This is a genomic window from Providencia sp. PROV116 (genome assembly GCF_028482485.1).
In the GTDB taxonomy this organism is placed as follows: Bacteria; Pseudomonadota; Gammaproteobacteria; order Enterobacterales; family Enterobacteriaceae; genus Providencia; species Providencia rettgeri.
Genome location: NZ_JAMPQO010000002.1, coordinates 45,769 through 62,912 on the forward strand (window position 1 = coordinate 45,769; position 17,144 = coordinate 62,912).

9 protein-coding genes and 1 pseudogene are annotated in these 17,144 nt (G+C 35.9%); 6 read left to right on the plus strand and 4 right to left on the minus strand.

All coding sequences use genetic code 11. The features are described 5' to 3' along the window. Positions 1-9: 9 nt before the first annotated feature. Together PSE72_RS01775 and PSE72_RS01780 are read left to right on the plus strand one after the other, a co-directional pair. A complete protein-coding gene (locus PSE72_RS01775; protein ID WP_115167238.1) occupies positions 10-975 on the plus strand; it encodes a threo-3-hydroxy-L-aspartate ammonia-lyase in 966 nt (321 codons plus the stop codon). 98 nt (positions 976-1,073) lie between these two features. Next, entirely contained in the window at positions 1,074-1,703 is a 630-nt protein-coding gene (locus PSE72_RS01780; RefSeq protein ID WP_115167239.1) for a helix-turn-helix transcriptional regulator, read from the plus strand. Here the strand turns inward: PSE72_RS01780 and PSE72_RS01785 are convergent. After that, positions 1,700-2,236 (minus strand): metallophosphoesterase family protein, encoded by a 537-nt coding sequence (locus PSE72_RS01785; RefSeq protein WP_115167240.1) that lies wholly within the window; start codon positions 2,234-2,236, stop codon positions 1,700-1,702. The two genes, PSE72_RS01780 and PSE72_RS01785, sit on opposite strands and share 4 nt — an antisense overlap. Positions 2,237-2,363: 127 nt before the next feature. Beyond that, entirely contained in the window at positions 2,364-3,287 is a 924-nt protein-coding gene (locus PSE72_RS01790) for a LysR family transcriptional regulator (protein WP_267689649.1), read from the minus strand. Positions 3,288-3,381: 94 nt separating this feature from the next. On the opposite strand from PSE72_RS01790, the pseudogene PSE72_RS01795 reads away from it, so the two are divergent. Together PSE72_RS01795 and PSE72_RS01800 are read left to right on the plus strand one after the other, a co-directional pair. Then, positions 3,382-4,566, plus strand: a pseudogene (locus PSE72_RS01795) (MFS transporter). 142 nt (positions 4,567-4,708) lie between these two features. Further along, the gene (locus PSE72_RS01800) at positions 4,709-5,587 is read left to right on the plus strand and encodes an alpha/beta fold hydrolase (RefSeq protein ID WP_115167244.1); all 879 of its coding nucleotides are present in this window, start codon (positions 4,709-4,711) and stop codon (positions 5,585-5,587) included. A 43-nt stretch (positions 5,588-5,630) separates the two neighbouring features. On the opposite strand, the gene PSE72_RS01805 is transcribed toward PSE72_RS01800, so the two are convergent. Further along, positions 5,631-6,515: a DUF362 domain-containing protein gene (locus tag PSE72_RS01805; RefSeq protein WP_115167245.1), complete on the minus strand. Its 885-nt coding sequence runs from the start codon at positions 6,513-6,515 to the stop codon at positions 5,631-5,633. A 191-nt stretch (positions 6,516-6,706) separates the two neighbouring features. Then, entirely contained in the window at positions 6,707-14,026 is a 7,320-nt protein-coding gene (locus PSE72_RS01810) for a C80 family cysteine peptidase (protein ID WP_272690876.1), read from the minus strand. Between the two features lie 251 nt (positions 14,027-14,277). Between PSE72_RS01810 and PSE72_RS01815 the strand changes: the two genes are divergently transcribed. Together PSE72_RS01815 and ydeE are read left to right on the plus strand one after the other, a co-directional pair. Continuing rightward, entirely contained in the window at positions 14,278-15,435 is a 1,158-nt protein-coding gene (locus PSE72_RS01815; protein ID WP_109912223.1) for an iron-containing alcohol dehydrogenase, read from the plus strand. 467 nt (positions 15,436-15,902) lie between these two features. Then, positions 15,903-17,081, plus strand: a complete 1,179-nt coding sequence (gene ydeE, locus PSE72_RS01820; RefSeq protein ID WP_115167248.1) for an efflux MFS transporter YdeE — start codon at positions 15,903-15,905, stop codon at positions 17,079-17,081. Positions 17,082-17,144: the final 63 nt, after the last annotated feature.

A 17,144-nucleotide genomic window follows, 5' to 3' on the forward strand; every position in this document is an offset into this window, starting at 1 on the left:
GGTTATATTATGTCAGAATTAATATTACCGACTTATCAAGATGTAGAAGCAGCAGCACAACGTATTGCGGGTTTTGCACATAAAACCCCTGTTCTCACATCAACAACCGCAAATAAAGAATTTGGGGGCGAACTGTTTTTTAAATGTGAAAACTTTCAGCGTATGGGGGCGTTTAAATTCCGAGGAGCCTTTAATGCGTTGAGTTTGTTAAGCTCCCAGCAGAAAAAAGCGGGCGTTATTGCATTTTCTTCCGGTAACCATGCGCAAGGTATCGCTTTAGCGGCGCAACTTTTGCACATTCCAGCCACCATTCTTATGCCTGATGACGCACCTGCGGTGAAAGTAGCTGCGACACAAGGTTACGGTGCCACTGTTATTCGCTTTGATCGCTATAAAGAAGACAGAGAAGTACTTTGCCAACAACTCGCTGCTCAACAAGGGTTAACGATTATTCCTCCTTATGACCACCCTGATATCATCGCTGGCCAAGGTACCGCAGCCAAAGAACTGATTGAAGAAGTGGGTGAATTGGATGCCCTATTTGTTTGCTTAGGTGGTGGAGGCCTACTTTCAGGGTGTGCCATTGCCACCAGAAAATTATCACCTAACTGCCAAATTTATGGGGTTGAGCCTTTAGCCGGCAATGATGCGCAACAATCATTTCATCGAGGGGAAATTGTGCACATTGATACGCCAAAAACTATCGCAGATGGTGCGCAAACCCAACATCTAGGTAACTACACCTTTGCTGTTATCAAAAACAAGGTTGATGATATTTTCACTGTAACCGACGAGCAACTTATTGATCGCATGAAATTTTATGCTGAACGCATGAAAATTATCGTTGAGCCGACAGGTTGCTTATCCTATGCTGCTGCCCTTGCCCACAAAGAACAGTTCCAAGGTAAGCGCGTGGGGATCATTGTCAGCGGTGGTAATGTTGATATTCAGCACTTTGCACAATTAGTTTTATAAGTAATTAGTTTCATAATGAACACCGCCCTTCATCTATTAGCAATACTAAAAATAGGTTAAAATTAGGGATTAGCAATTGATGGATGAAGGGAAACAGCATGTCAGGTCAAAAAGATAATTCAATACTGGCTCAAGTTGAAATTATTGCGAAAGGTCTTAGCGAAACATTTGCCCCTTTTTGTGAAGTGGTGGTACACGACCTTAAAAATCCGGAACACTCCATCCTTTCTATTCATAATAACTTATCTGGTCGCCAAGTTGGTGAACCTACTACCGAACTCGGCCATGCAAGAATTGAATCTGCAGATTTTCCGAATATTATTGCTAATTATGCCAACCAGTTTTCTGATGGGCGCCCAGTAAAAAGTACTTCGATTGGTATTAAAGATGAGTCAGGGCAATACATTGCCGCATTGTGCTTAAATCTGGATATGACATTATTTAGAAGTATGCAAAGTATGTTATCGCAATTTATTGACGTAGGTAATAGCCCAATAAAAGAGCATATTGAGCCTAATGGTGCAGAAGCCATTCGCATGCGTATTGACCAATATGCTGCCACCTTAGCTGCGACACCACGCACATTGAAAATAGACGAAAGAAAAAACTTAATTGAAGTGTTACGCAATGAAGGCCTGTTAGATATCAAAAAATCTATGGAAACAGTGGCTCAGCACTTAGGAATATCAAGAGCCTCGGTTTATTTGTATGCAAAAAAAGAAAGTTAACGATTGGCCTTTTTTAATATCTGTTTAATGCTGATGGGGAAAAAATCATTTACATCCACACCGACATTAATCGCTCGGGGCCCTAACACCGCTAAGCGCTTAAACTGCTCTGGGTCTTTCCCTGAATTATGAACATGACCATATAAATGAATCGCATCACGAAAGAAGCCTTGCCATTCTAATATTGGGTAATGGAATAACACTAATTTTTGTTTTTGATATTCCAACTCATAATAGCTTTTAACCCATTCAAACAACGATTGGTCGAATTCGGGGTCGTCTAAAAACTTATCATGATTGCCACGAATCAAATATTTTTTCCCTGCTAAGCGACGTAATATTTTATTCGCATCCGCGCCATTCCCCTTGTATAAAAAATCACCGAGTATGTAAATCTCATCATGCTCAGTAACATACGCATTCCAGTTATGAATCAACGTATCATTCATGTGACTGGTACTCTTGAACGGTCGGTCACATAAGTTAATAATATTTGAATGGCAAAAATGGGTATCTGAAATAAAGTAAATCATATAAAACCTAAAAATATATTAATAATAATTCTATTCAAGCAAACAATTTGCTTACTATTTATCATATCTCAATGATTTTTAATTGCTCTACGGAATTGACTGAAAACAGACTTATTTAACGTAATAATCATTCCCAAATCGCCCTTCCTTGCCAATACTCATCAATTAGCGCTAAAAACTCACGAACTTTAGGGGGTAAATAACGTTTTGTCGGGTATAGCGCACAAATAGGTGACTCAGGGAGAGAAAACTCGGTTAGCACTGGCACTAATCGGCCTTTTTTGATTTCCTCACTCACTAAAAATGCACCTAACTGGCACACTCCCTGTCCTTCTATAGCTGCGGCGAGAATAGCCTCGGTGTCATTTAATACTAAACGCCCTTGAGCTGGATAATTTTGCAAATGCCCATTAATTTTAAACTTCCATGACACATTATACCCTCGGTGCCTAAACACCAGCATACTGTGATATTGTAATGCTTGTGGGTTTACTGGCACACCTCGTTGCTGGAGATATTCAGGGGATGCACACGTGATTAACCGATGTGGGGCTAAGACTTTACGGACTAAACGGTTATCATCCATTCCGCCAATACGGATCGCAATATCAAAACCATCGCGCACAATATCACAATAGTCATCATTAAAATCTACATCCACCTCAACCTGTTCCCATTGTGCTAGATAACGTTGAGCAAGAGGTAAAATGAAACGTTTTCCAAATACCACAGGTACCGTTATCCTTAATAACCCTTTTGGTTGTTGCTGGCCTTGGCTTAATGTATTTTCAACTTTTTCAATCTCTTGTAATATGTTAATGGCAGATTCATACACCACTTGACCTTCATCACTTAAATGAATACTTCGTGTCGTTCGATGTAATAAGCGAGTTTGTAGACGATGTTCTAGTCGTCCAATACATTTCCCAATCGCTGAACGTGATAGCGCTAGCCGTTCGGCCGATTTCGTGAAACTCAGTGTTTCAACAACATCCACAAAGACTTTTAAATCAAGTAGGTTATCCATCACTAGAGACGCTGGATTAGACACGTTTTATCCCCAATATTGTCACATTTGATATATTTATCTCCTATCATGTCCCCTATATGCTATTTCAACAAGTTTATTTTTAGTTAGGTAGATTATGTCTTCACAGTGCATTAAACATTCAAATAGCATCAGTACGCTTCATTCATGGGGGGCAATACTGACTTTAACCCTCGCCACATTTATCGTTGTGACCACCGAAATGTTACCCGTCGGTCTATTAACTCCTATCGCCAATCAATTTTCTATTTCTATCGGTTTGAGCGGGTTACTTATGACTTTGCCCGCTGTTGTGGCCGCAATTTGCTCACCATTGGTAATTTTATTTACCGAACAAATTGATCGTAAAAAATTGCTGATTTTTGGTGCGCTGCTGCTCGTTGTATGTAACTTGCTTGCGGCAATCACGTCTCATTTTACATTGCTATTAATTAGCCGCTTATTTATTGGTTTATGTATTGGCATTATATGGGCGATCGCGGGTTGAATAGCGCCGCGTTTAGTGGCAGCAGCGCATGTTAATTTAGCAACATCAATGATTTTTGGTGGAGTGGCTGCTGCCTCGGTAGTGGGGATTCCATTAGGCGTTTTTATGGGTGAATGGTGGGATTGGCACAGCGCATTTTTCTTAATGAGCGCCTTATCATGTATTTTATTATTGTTAATGGTAGCACTGTTACCCTCTTTACCGACGGTCACACCACCTTCTACTAACACTTTTATTGCACAATTAAAACGCCCAACAATATTACTTGGGTTAGCCATTACCTTACTCTTGGTATCAGGGCATTTTATGGTGTTTACCTATATTAGACCGCTATTAGTCGCTAATATTCATGCAACAGGTGAACAACTTAGCATTATGCTATTTTTTTATGGTATCGCGGGCATTTTGGGGAATTTTATCTTTGGCTTAACGGCGGGGAAAAAGCTTAATTTATCCTTGTTTATCATTATAACAATCATTATTGCTTGCTTATTTTTTCTTGTTATTTTACCTCTGACAACATTAATTGGCGGCCTAACTCTTATCGCTTGGGGAATGGCTTATGGTGGTGTCTCCGTCACATTGATGACGTGGATGATTACGCACAGTCTTCAACATATTGAAATTACGGGTTCTCTGTATATTGCTTTTTTTAATGCGGGTATTGCTTTGGGTTCTGCTTTAGGCAGCATGGTTGTCTTCTTATATGGGTTATCTACTAACCTCATCATCGCAATTTTATTACTCACAACAGCGTTGCTGGCACTCGCTATTTATCAATTTAAAACACATTAATCTGACATTCTTCATCAATAAAATGATTACCATGATAAACTTCGTTTATACCATAGGTAATCATTGCCATTTTTTATGGCTCGTAATTGCAACGAAACTACGGCATATAAATAGCACTATTAATGAAAATACCGGAAGAAAAATGACCAAAACCAATTCAGTTCCACTTTTTTATGATTCATTTGGTACACCAGATAACCCTACTATAGTCCTCATTCCTGGCTTAGGTGGCCATAACATTAGTTGGACGTCAGACTTTTGTCAGGAAATTGCAGATGCCGGTTTTTACCTGTTACGTATAGATAATCGAGATGCGGGTTTATCTCATCATATCAATGAGTTCCCACCTATTGATTTAGGGGTATTGATTGAAAAAATGCAACAAGGTGAGCATTTCGCTGTGCCTTATACTTTATTCGATATGGCTGAAGATATTATCCAGCTCTTAGATACGTTATCTATTGATAAAGCCCACTTTATCGGTCGTTCCATGGGAGGGATGATTGCCCAAATAGTGGCGGCAAAATTTCCTGAACGTACATTATCTCTTTGTGCAATCATGTCATCGACCGGGAACCCGACTCTGCCACAAAGTGCTCCCGATGTTATGCAAATGCTAATGAGCCCAAGTGCTAACCCAAAAGAAGATTTAGAAGGATATTTGTCAGGACAACTCGCATTTTATCGTCGGATCAGCTCAACATTCGGCCCATTTGATGAAAATTATTACCGTGAATATATACTGCAATCGCTCGCACGCAACCATTCACCAGAAGGCACTAAACGCCAAATTGTGGCTGTTGCCGTCACCGGAGATTTGCGTTCTTATATACAGCACATTAATGTACCTACATTAGTTATTCATGGCTCTATCGACCCGCTCTTCCCATTAGCCGCAGGACAAGATATTGCTAACAATATTCCTAATGCAAAATTGGAAGTTATTGAAGGTATGGGGCATGAAACACCACCCATGATTAATCCACAAATCGCTAACCTGATAATTAATCATTTAAATTAATAAATTCGCGTACTAAGGCTCTGAAAATGGGCCTTAGTTACCATTATAACCACCCTTGTTTCTTATGCTGCGCACAAATTGGGCAAATATGAGTGTCTTTTTCCCAAGAAGAAAATGGTAAGTGGCAAGTATGGCACTGCGCATCATAATAATGGAAAATTTTTGGCACGTTATTTTTGGCTGTATATGTTTGTACATGAATGGATTTAGGGAAACAAACGACTTGGCAGCTCATGCAACCTGTACAGCGTTTTTCATCAATCAAAAATTGGTTATTCTCAATTTCAATCGCATGCTCATCACACATTTTGGCACAAGCACCGCACAGAATGCATTTTTCCGTATCTAACTCAACCTTAAACCAACTATCTTCAGGGTAAAGTTGTTTTCTCGCATTTAACCCAGTTTTCACCTGTCCCTTATCCAAAGGCTTCGAATCCAATTTTTGACGAAATAGCATCATCCGACGGCCACTATCGACTTGTTCCGGCTGAACAATTCGCAATTGCCAAACAGGTTCTTGTAACGTTTTGAGTTTTAAATTTAATGCTGCAATCGTTGGCAACCACTTATCAACCCATGGTTCAGCAATTTGCATCCCACGAATACCATATTGCCGGTGCCAAACAATCAGTTCGTCCGCATTCGCAATGGGTTCGTCATGGTTTACTATCAAAAGCTCCCCTTGATAACTACGTTCATGGGGTTTGATATTTTCAATAGCATCGACAGGACAAGCAAATAAACAATTACCACATTGAAAACACAATTCATTATTAATTTCTGCATTCATATGGCTAAACGATACCGCACCCACTGGACAACTCGTGGCACAATTATCACAGATGCTATTTTTCAGGCGTTTTCTTACGCACTGACCGTTAATTATGGGTTCAGGAGGCAGCTCTAAACTAATAAAACGTCTCATTGCTCTACACTCTCCCGTTACAACAAAAATAACTTATTTAAAAATTGTTATATTTAATAGTTAAATTCTAGCATTAATTTTCACACTATTTTAGTACAACACTCTGTAGATAAAGATGATTTGGGCTAAATAATTACTTAAAAACCACAAAAATCTCTGTATTTTGGAGCCTTGTGGTTTACGCCTCCTTTCTAACTCGCTTTTTTCATATAATTATCAACAAGGTTGGTGGGCTCCCAATTCTTCTGTAAATATTCAATATCCTGAATACCAATACAGTTTTCTTCGTCTTGTAGGCGTAGTATCGCTAACGTCTCCACTAAATGATTCAATTTTTGTTGGGTGGAATGCTCATTTTGCCCCTCTAAAGACTGCACATGAACTACAGTGGGAGCTATCGTATTCGGATACTGAAATATTTTCACACTACGTCCCTGATCTGAAGTATAAGTATATCGAGTTGCATTACTTCGGTGGTCAGGTTCCTCTCGAATAACGTCCTTATTAAAATTAATGAGGTAAATCGTGTTTTCACCGCCAAGGCTATACAACGAATTCCAGCCTACAATTTCGCCATTGATAATAAAACTATTTTTTCCGCTAGCATCTGTTAACAACCCATTTGAACCATTAGAAATGAAGACATCATTCCCTTCACCACCATATAAATTGGTATCACTTGTTGATGCATAAAGAACATTATTTCCGTAAATACCATCTGGAATTGAAATGGCTCCAGTTACCGCTTGCGCTTTAAATACCCGCCCGACCCCACTTCTATCCCAAACTTTTTGTTCTGGTCCTTTTGTTCGAATAAACAAGCGCCTAAATGGCATATTTTCACTAATATGTATATTTTTTGTATTTGTATCAATAATTGATGAAAAGTTTAACTCGTTAGAAAAATTTTTAAACTCATCCATAGGGTGCCAAATCTGTTCTGGCGTTAATTCTTTTTTATATTGATGCTGTTCAGCAAGGTAGCGAACTAAATATGCCATTCCATCATTATGAATCTGAGCGGGCATATGGGAAGGTAACCGCTGATGATGACAGACTTGATTATTGCTATTTTCATTATTTTGGGGCATTTTTACTTTGACTGTGCGCAAATTAGATTGCGATGTATAAAGATGATAAGTCTCTTCCCGTTCGTCTATGACCTCATACTGTGTTTTAAAATTAAATAAATGAATATTATTAAATCCCACTTGATCTAATATTTCTGTATTACCGCCCCCTTTACTTCCATCAATTAAATAGTGGTCATCTCCTCCCTGTCCATCAAGTTTGTCATTACCCAAGTCAGATAGAATTAAATCACTATTTTCACCACCATATACATAATCATCACCGTTACCTCCATACAAAACATTCCCTCCTCCATTTGAAATAATAATATCATTACCCTCCCCTGAATTTATGATATTCCCTATCATGCTGTTATCATCAATTAGGTCATCACCATTGTTTGTATCTAAAATAGGATAACGAAAATTATATCCCTTAGGGATTTTTATGTAATCATTATTTACTGTTGGTAATTCCAAATATTCAATTGGTTCAATGTTATAAGAATCCTGCCCCATTTTTATCCTAAATAAATTTCCATGACCGTCTTTAATATAAATTTCTTTACTTATTTGGTATGATAAATTAACGAAGCTAATTTCAATTTTTTCATTACTGAATTTATCATATAAAAATATTGATTTTCTCAATGCCTTGATATCAAACCCATTCTCATAAGGTAATAAAATGGTCATATCAAACTCATTTTCCATTCCTGGTTTAATATTTGAAAAGTCAAAAATTATTTTACCTTGAAAAATCTGATCTGGGTTAACTTGATAAACATCTCTTCCTTTAGTAACTATAATATGACTGTTTCTACTGACCATTAAAAGGTGGCCATCATTATTCTCTCCTTTATATTCTAACTTACTCGCTAACCCATGAAATTTAAAATCCCCCCATAAAGGTTGATCATATATTTCATTATCAACTGAAATTGTTTTTTCACTCTCATCAATACTCATTGTAGAGCTAGCGCCACCCTGATAAGTAATATTGAAAATATTTTCACTTATAATGTGTGAAGTACTTGAATCCAAATTATTTAGCTTAGTATTTAATACAAATCCGTCCCTTGTATATAATTGATATCTGTGAAATATTCCCCTACCGTTACTATCGATTCTATACGTGTTTTTTAAAGTAACATTCAGTGTTAAAATTTTCGTTTCTGGCTCTTCCGATTTCATTTCAATAGTTAATATGAGATCATTACCTGAAATACTGGCACTCTTTATTTCGCTTAACATATACCCTAAATTTACTCGACTTTGACCTTGTGTTTTTTCAATAATTACAGCTGATAATTCTAATAAATCATCATTTAATTCATCTTGATTATTGCGCCAATCAACACGACGTATAAAATAGTTATCATCGCCTTCTCCACCATTGACTATCCCTGATTCAAATATTAAATGGTCATCCCCCTCCATACCTTGAATAAATGCAATCATTGCCCCTGCATCTAATGTGTTGGATTCTTTATTACCTAATAATTCTGCTGTCGTAAAGCTATCTCCAATTAGCATCACATCATTAACATTGCGCAAATGAATCTTCTTAACTTTATGATTAATGAAAGCCACCTCTGATGTTCCCTTGTTCAAATCGATATCTATTTTACTGTTGGATGGAATATCTTTAATGATTATAGTATTATTCCCTCCATTACCATCAAAATAAATTTCGTTAATTTCTTCAATGTTATTATCAAATAATAATGATAAATTTGTAATATCATCTTTTTCGCCACCTACTAGAAATTTACTCCCTGCATTGATGTTAAATAAATTTTTTGAATTTTTTTTCCCAACGATAACATCTATTCCATTCCCTGGGTTAAAACTAATGTTTTTTTGTTTGGCTTCATTTTCATATCGGTAACCAATATTTTGCATACCTTCATAAATAATCCTATAATTTTCACTTAATAATTCCCTTGCAATATCAATAGGCTGATTTAAAAACTCCTCTCCTAGTCTATTCACTCTAATATCATTATTTACATCAGGATGGATCGTATTGGTATAATTATTTCTAGCCTGAAATAGCCGTAGCTCTGATGCTGATAAGGAACTTAGTTGTGTAGCAACTGACTGTTTTTTCTTTATGTTATAAGAAGTAATTAGCTCGTTTTTATGTAAAAATTGTTTTAGTAATAAACTATCATATTCAGAATTAAGCACAAGAATGTCATTGGCAACCTCCTCGCCAATATTCTTATACGCGATAGGAGGCGTTTTATTCACCAGTCTAAAACGATAATTAAAATTCAGTTCATTGACTCTCTGTGTTTGAAAGCTTTTTATCCAACGATTATCTTGAGAATCATAATGATAATTTTCCCGAATAAAATTAATTTGTTCGATGGTATAGTAAGGCCCTATTTCATCACTATCAATATGACTAAGAGGTCCACGGCTATCCACATCCACAAACTCTACACTACTAATTATTTTTGAGTTATTTCTATAATAAATATAATGTTTGATATGTTCAACAAGGATCGGTTTACCAACCAATTGCAAGTGTTCATCGAAACCCTGATATAAAAATGACGACTTGAACATATCTAAATCTTGTTGCCAATTTATATTTTTGAAGTGTGTTAAATGCTGTTTATAACTAAATCGATTTAATATGTTGTCTGAAGGAGGAAAACCAAGTGCAGCACGAATACCTTCTCTGGCTTTTTCATCCCAGCATAGAGATTCACCGAGCTCATCTTCAATTTTTTCTACTGCGCGAATACCTGTATATACCATCCCTCCAATTAATAAGGAACCCGCAACAATTAAACCAACGACAGGTATTACCGATGAGCCAATAATTATACCAATTATAGTTACACCACCCACAATAATGTTAGCAATTGACAAAGAACCATTTACAATTAAGTCTTGGCGCTCTTTATCATTTGTAACCCTATCTAGTTGTTCAAATGCTTCACAAGCTTGATAAATATCTAATCCCATTCCAATTAAATTAAATATAATTGTAATACGAGCTGTAATTTTTGATGATACATTAAATGACCCGTATTGCTTGTAAGCCAGCTTAAGTAAAATGGGCTGCAAGACCATGTCACCATAATTAAAAAATGCATTTGCACAGGCCAAATCAAGGTTTTTCTGTATCTCCCTTTTTTCTTGCTCTGATAGAGCAGGATTATCTAATTCATCAATCAACTGGTAAACAGAGTTGATCGTTAAAAATATCCCTGTCGAACCGATTCCTTGTCCGAAATAATTAGCTATTTTGGCATAGACTGGTAATTTCATGCCGATGCGCCGTAAATCCCCCACTGCTTTATTTACACCTGCTTGATTATCAAGTTGTGATCCCTGAATAATTTGCAATTGTTCATGTAGTACTGCCCGTGGTTGGATCTCTGAGTTAACATCAATGCGTCGTGTTATTTGGTCATTTTGCAAACTCTTATTAAGCATTTTAATGAGATTAGTATCTTTTAGATCCTCAGTTAAAAAGGTTAGTTGGAACGCTAATTTATCAGGGTTAAATTTAACATCTCCCTCCCAGTTAGGTACCTGAATATGCTTAAAATCTAGTGGCTCACCATTTATTGTTGTCCCAATATCTCTAAGTTTATTTAATGATGTTACCTGCTCGCCAAAAGTAACTTCCGTATCATCAATCACTGATATTGCTGATGACTTAAAAAAAATATCTAGCTCACTCATTATGCTTTGCCGCATCCTGAGGTATGCTTCACTCTCTGTATTTATGATTTGCACTTCACCAAACAAGGCTTCGCCTACTTTGTGCTTAAATCCCGCAATATTTCCTCTGGTTGATACTGAGCCATCCTCTTGCGTTATTTCTTGGTTAATATAATCATTAAAAACATTAGATAAGTGTTTCTTTGCCTGATTAAATTCTGAATGGCCAATAACAAGTTCGACACCTGTCGTATCAGATAAAGTCAAAAAATACTTATCATTACGTGAATAGCTTGTAATTGTATATATTTCCTTATCACTTTGAAAAGTGATAATCTGATTATTTTCCATATTATCAAATAATAATATGTGAGATTGCTCGTTAATTTCATTAGAAACAGCTCCTAATAAATCAAGATTCGATTGATATATTTCATCAAATCTATTGAGCACTTCTTGCTCTTTATTGGTAATATTACTTAATTCTTTTTTCCGTGTTAGCTTGGTTAAAACCTCAAATTTTTCCTTAATTTGCAAACTTTGTTCGTCAGTTAAATTGCTATGCTGTAAAAAGCGTAAAAAGCAGATATTCTCAAATGAATGTATTTCAACTGGCAATTTATTTACTGTAGCATTGAACCCCACTTTATATGATAACTGAGATAATGCTGCATAATTCGATTTTCGTTTTTCATGCAAATCTAAAGTTAATCTAAATTCTTTTTTTAATGATTTTTCGTTTCCAAATGGAGTTTCAATATCTATATAGAGGATTAAAAAATCATCAATATATTGATTATATTCTCTTAATTTCATTGGATCTTGGACTAGTTTTAAAACTTCTGCATGATTAAAGCCTTGCCCACTAGGGAATAGCTCACTCAAACGGTTTATAGACTGCTTACTTAAGTAGTTTATTTTTTCAGGTTGGAGGCTCAAAAACTCCAAAATATTTTTTACTTCAATAGCTTGCTGTTTAATCCTAGTGGTGTCATCATCAATAAATATTGAATTCCACATATGAGAGAAATCATTTTCATTCTCAGCGTCACAAATTTTATTAATTTTTTTACTGATAATGGGGTCATATGCTGCAATATTTAATTTGTTCTTATCGACACTTCCATCTTGGAATGTAAAATACCCTTTTAAATAAAGGTGTTTATTAATATCAATATGCTCTGCTAGTAAATTACCTATACTAATATCTTCAAGTAATGCTTTTATTTTATGTCTTGGTTCAAAATTATTTTCTAAAAAAATTTTAGTATATACCCCATTTTTTTTTAGCTTACTCGTTAACTCCTCGCCAAAAATCACCTTTTCTTCTTTTGTCAAAAGTGCCTTTTTATCGGTCAAATATAGAATAATATTTTCTGGCATTTTAAAACCATATCTTGTTTTTAACACATTTAATGAGTTTGCATAGTTTTGAATAAAACCAGGTTCAGAATGAATATTATCTATTAATATCCACTGTTGTTTAGTTACTTTTAGTAAATGCTCTATGTCGCCATACTCTGAGAAAAATTCCATTGTATTCGGGTTTAATTGAAACAATAATGTGCTATTAGGGAGCTCATTAACGAGATCTTCAGTATATTTTTTGCCTACAACGCCTCTTCCTGAGCGAATAATAATTTTGACAGTATCGTTGATTTTTTGCGGATTAGCATTCACATTGATTTTATTAATCATTAACCATAATGGTGTTTCTAATATTCCAATATTTTCATATTCACGAATTAGTTCACTTCTAAAATCACTATTAAATTGAGTATCTTTCGCATTTAACTTTTGTTTAAAAATAGCGTATGCATCATGATTAAAAGCCAATTTTTTAATCAAATCAATATCGATTTTATACTCATTATTTGGATCCCTAAAAATATCCATAGCAGTAGAATGCTCATCTTTGATTAATTGCCAAATTTCTAACTCACCACTTCTTAGCTCATCGATAAAATATAAACTGGCATGCTTTCCATTAATATAGCTCTGTTGGTTAGTTTGGTTAATATTAATTTCCAACCGCCAATTTTTAGTAGACTGTTTTTCCCCTGCTAAATTATATGGCCAAGTTATTTTTTTACTGTCACTCGTGATACCGATAGGTCGATTATAACCTACTACTGGAAGGTATATTCCATACTTAGCTAATTCGACACTTGCCCTAAAAACAAAGTTTTCATTTACCCCCCCGCGTCCTAATTGGCAGCCTGCCAAAACAATCTTATTAGGTGGATATGCCTTCAGTACATCATTTTTAAGATACTTCAAACCTGTAATAAGTTGGTAAGCTTGGTACCCTTCAAAGTGGCTTTGCTGGTTACGTCCAGTATATTGACCATGGCCAATAACCACCCAACGTATTTTCCCGTTAACTTGAGTTTGTAAATCACCATGTAGTACTTTCCACTGTTCATTTTTAATATCAAACTGTATAACAAGTGAATTACTAGGAAATTTTGCTAATAATCTCCCTGTTGATTTAGCTGCTGAGTCATCACCTCCTATTTGGATTAAAACATGATAATTATATGTCGAGTCACTTGTAGGCCGACTCATTAAATGATGAAAAATTGTAAGCCTTGTGAATTCATCTATAGGATTAAACCAGTTAGATATATTTTTAAGTTCGGAGGACTGCTCCCCTACTAATGGCCTGCCATCTATGTGTTCTGTTAAAAATATAAAATCATCATTTTTATTAATTATTTCATCATTAGTTTTCTTATCATTTATATTTATCATCTAAATTTTCATTCCTTGTCAAATTAAAACCCATCTTCAACTTAACAAGATTGCCACATCAGTAAAATATATAAAAAAACAATTAAGATTAACTACAACTAACAACGCTCAAGATAATTTCTCTATTAAAATATAAGCCATCAAATCGATATGATACACAATCATTTTAATGATTATATTATGTTTACTTGTAATTATATTATATGCATGTAATTATTTGGATTCATTTCTACTTTCTGCGAAGGCCATATATGAACAATTTCGAATTTTATAACCCCACTCGTATCATGTTTGGTGAAGGTAAAATCAGTGAACTTGACCGAGTTATCCCTAAAAATGCTAAGGTTCTTATTTTATTTGGCGGTGAAAGTGCAAGAAAAACAGGAACCTTAAATGAAGTTGAGCAAGCTTTAGGATCTCGAACATTCGATCATTTTGGTGGAATTGAGGCTAATCCTCGTTATGAAACCTTGATAAAAGCGGTCGATAAAATTGAAAAGGAAGGCTTTGACTACTTGCTGGCTGTTGGTGGCGGTTCGGTCATTGATGGCGTTAAATTTGTTGCGGCAGCGGTAAATTATCCAGGTGATAAGTGGGAAGTGGTCACCAATAGAGGCACTACCATAAATACTGCGCTACCGTTTGGAACTGTATTAACATTACCTGCTACAGGTTCTGAAATGAACAAAGGTTCTGTGATTACTCGTGAAGAACTACACTCTAAACTTGCATTTATGAGTGACCACGTATTTCCTCAGTTCTCTATTCTTGACCCAGTCAAAACCTATACCTTACCGGCTCGTCAAATCAGTAATGGTGTCGTTGACGCTTTTGTTCATGTGATTGAACAATATTTGACTTATCCAGTAAATGCCTATGTACAAGATGCATTTGCAGAAGGTTTATTGAAGACATTAATCGAAATTGGACCTAAAGCGCTAGAGACTCCGAAAGATTATGATATTCGGGCTAATTTAATGTGGACAGCCACATTGGCTTTAAACGGTTTAATCGGTGTTGGTGTTCCACAAGACTGGTCTACACATATGTTAGGTCATGAAATTACTGTGTTGTATGGTTTGGATCATGCACAAACACTCGCGATTGTTCTACCGTCCATGCTGACAGAAAAATTAGCCCAAAAACAGGCCAAATTAGTGCAATATGCCGAACGAGTTTGGGGAATTACGTCAGGTACAGAACAAGAGAAAGCACTCAAATCCATTGAGTTAACTCGAGAGTTCTTTGAAAAAATGCGAGTGGGTACTCGTTTCAGTGACTACCAGCTGAATCAAGATGTTATTGAGCCCTTAGTCAATAGCTTGGCTGCACATGGTATGGTGAAATTAGGTGAGCACCAAGATATTAATTTAGATATTAGCCGCCGAGTATATACTGCCGCTTTATAATGTTTACTTCTTTCGAAAAGGTGCAAAATTGCACCTTTGAGGTTATTGACAAAGCGGGATAAAAGCGTGGTTTTTCCCGCTTTGTGTTATCAGCCGAAAATCAATAATTTGATTTTCCTCGTTTATTTTCAAAACCTATTAGACTTGCCGCCAAGCATAATATGTTTGGCGGCAAGTCTGAAAGGTGCAAATTTGCACCTTTTTCTATTTTAACGTCAAGATTCCTTCGCCTTATAACTCACTTTAAATTCTTGGTGATTACAACAGCATATAACATTTAATTATCAAGATTGTATTTCATATTGCCAGATTTTTAATTGAGAATGGTACATTAGCATCAGCAAAATATTGTTTTCAATTTTGAGCATTAATCACCATATCTCACCGCAGTAAATTTAGGTATTTTATAGCTTACAGAACATCTGAAACAAATCTATAACAACAATTAATGAGTTAGGTTGTGTGCCATGTTATCTAAATTTAATATATCAAACAGTGCATTACTTGCATCGTCACTGCTCTTAACTATTGGGCGTGGTGCGACATTACCCTTCATGGCTATTTACCTGACCCGTGAATATAAAATGGCTATTGATATTGTTGGTGTTGCAATGTCAATGGCTATGATAGTCGGTGTTTTATTTAGCATGGGTTTTGGCATGCTAGCTGACCGCGTAGACAAAAAACGCTGTATGTTATTTGCTGTTATCGCCTTTATTTGTGGGTTTATTGCAATACCTATCGTTAATAATGCAATTTTAGTTATTATTTTCTTTTCACTAATAAATTGCTCTTATTCCGTATTCTCTACGGTACTAAAAGCGTATTTCGCAGATACCCTCACCGTTGCATTAAAAGCAAAAATATTTTCCTTAAACTATACCTTTATTAATATAGGCTGGACCGTTGGCCCACCAATTGGTACTTGGTTATTAATGTATAGTATTAACTTGCCATTCTATTTAGCCGCAATTTCTGCCGCTTTTCCGATCTTTTTTATACAAAGGTTTGTACAGAGCATAAAACCGACACCATTAGGAGAAGGCCAAATCCGTAAATGGAACCCTGTCGCTATGCTGCTAGACCAAGTGCTAGCTTGGTTTATTTTATCAACGTTCTTAGGCTCATTAGTTTTCGGTACTTTTACGACGTGGATATCCCAGTACGCCATTACTGTAGCGGACAGCGATTTCGCTCAAGTGGTGATTGGCGTTATTTTGCCTGTGAATGCGATTGTCGTGGTGACGTTGCAATATACCGTCGGAAAACGCATCACCCCAGATAATTTAAGAAAATTAATGACATTAGGCAGTCTATTTTTTATTTTAGGGTTGGCAACCTTTATGTATGCCCATGAAAATTTATACCTTTGGGCTCTTGGTGCCTTTATTTTCACTCTAGGTGAATTAATTTATGCCCCTGGTGAATATATGCTGATTGATAGTATTGCACCAGACGGAATGAAGGCCAGTTACTTTTCGGCCCAATCTCTAGGGCTGCTTGGTGGTGCATTTAATCCGATGTTAACAGGGGTTGTATTAACAGAACTTCCACCCTATTTTATTTTTATTATTCTTATGTTTATTACATTTTTAGCTTGGCTATCCATGTTAAATGGAATGCGTCTAAGAAAGAAAAACTATTAATTTCCCAATAGCACTCTTTTCTCCACTAAAAAACCATTTTCGGTGGAGAAAAATAAGCTATCT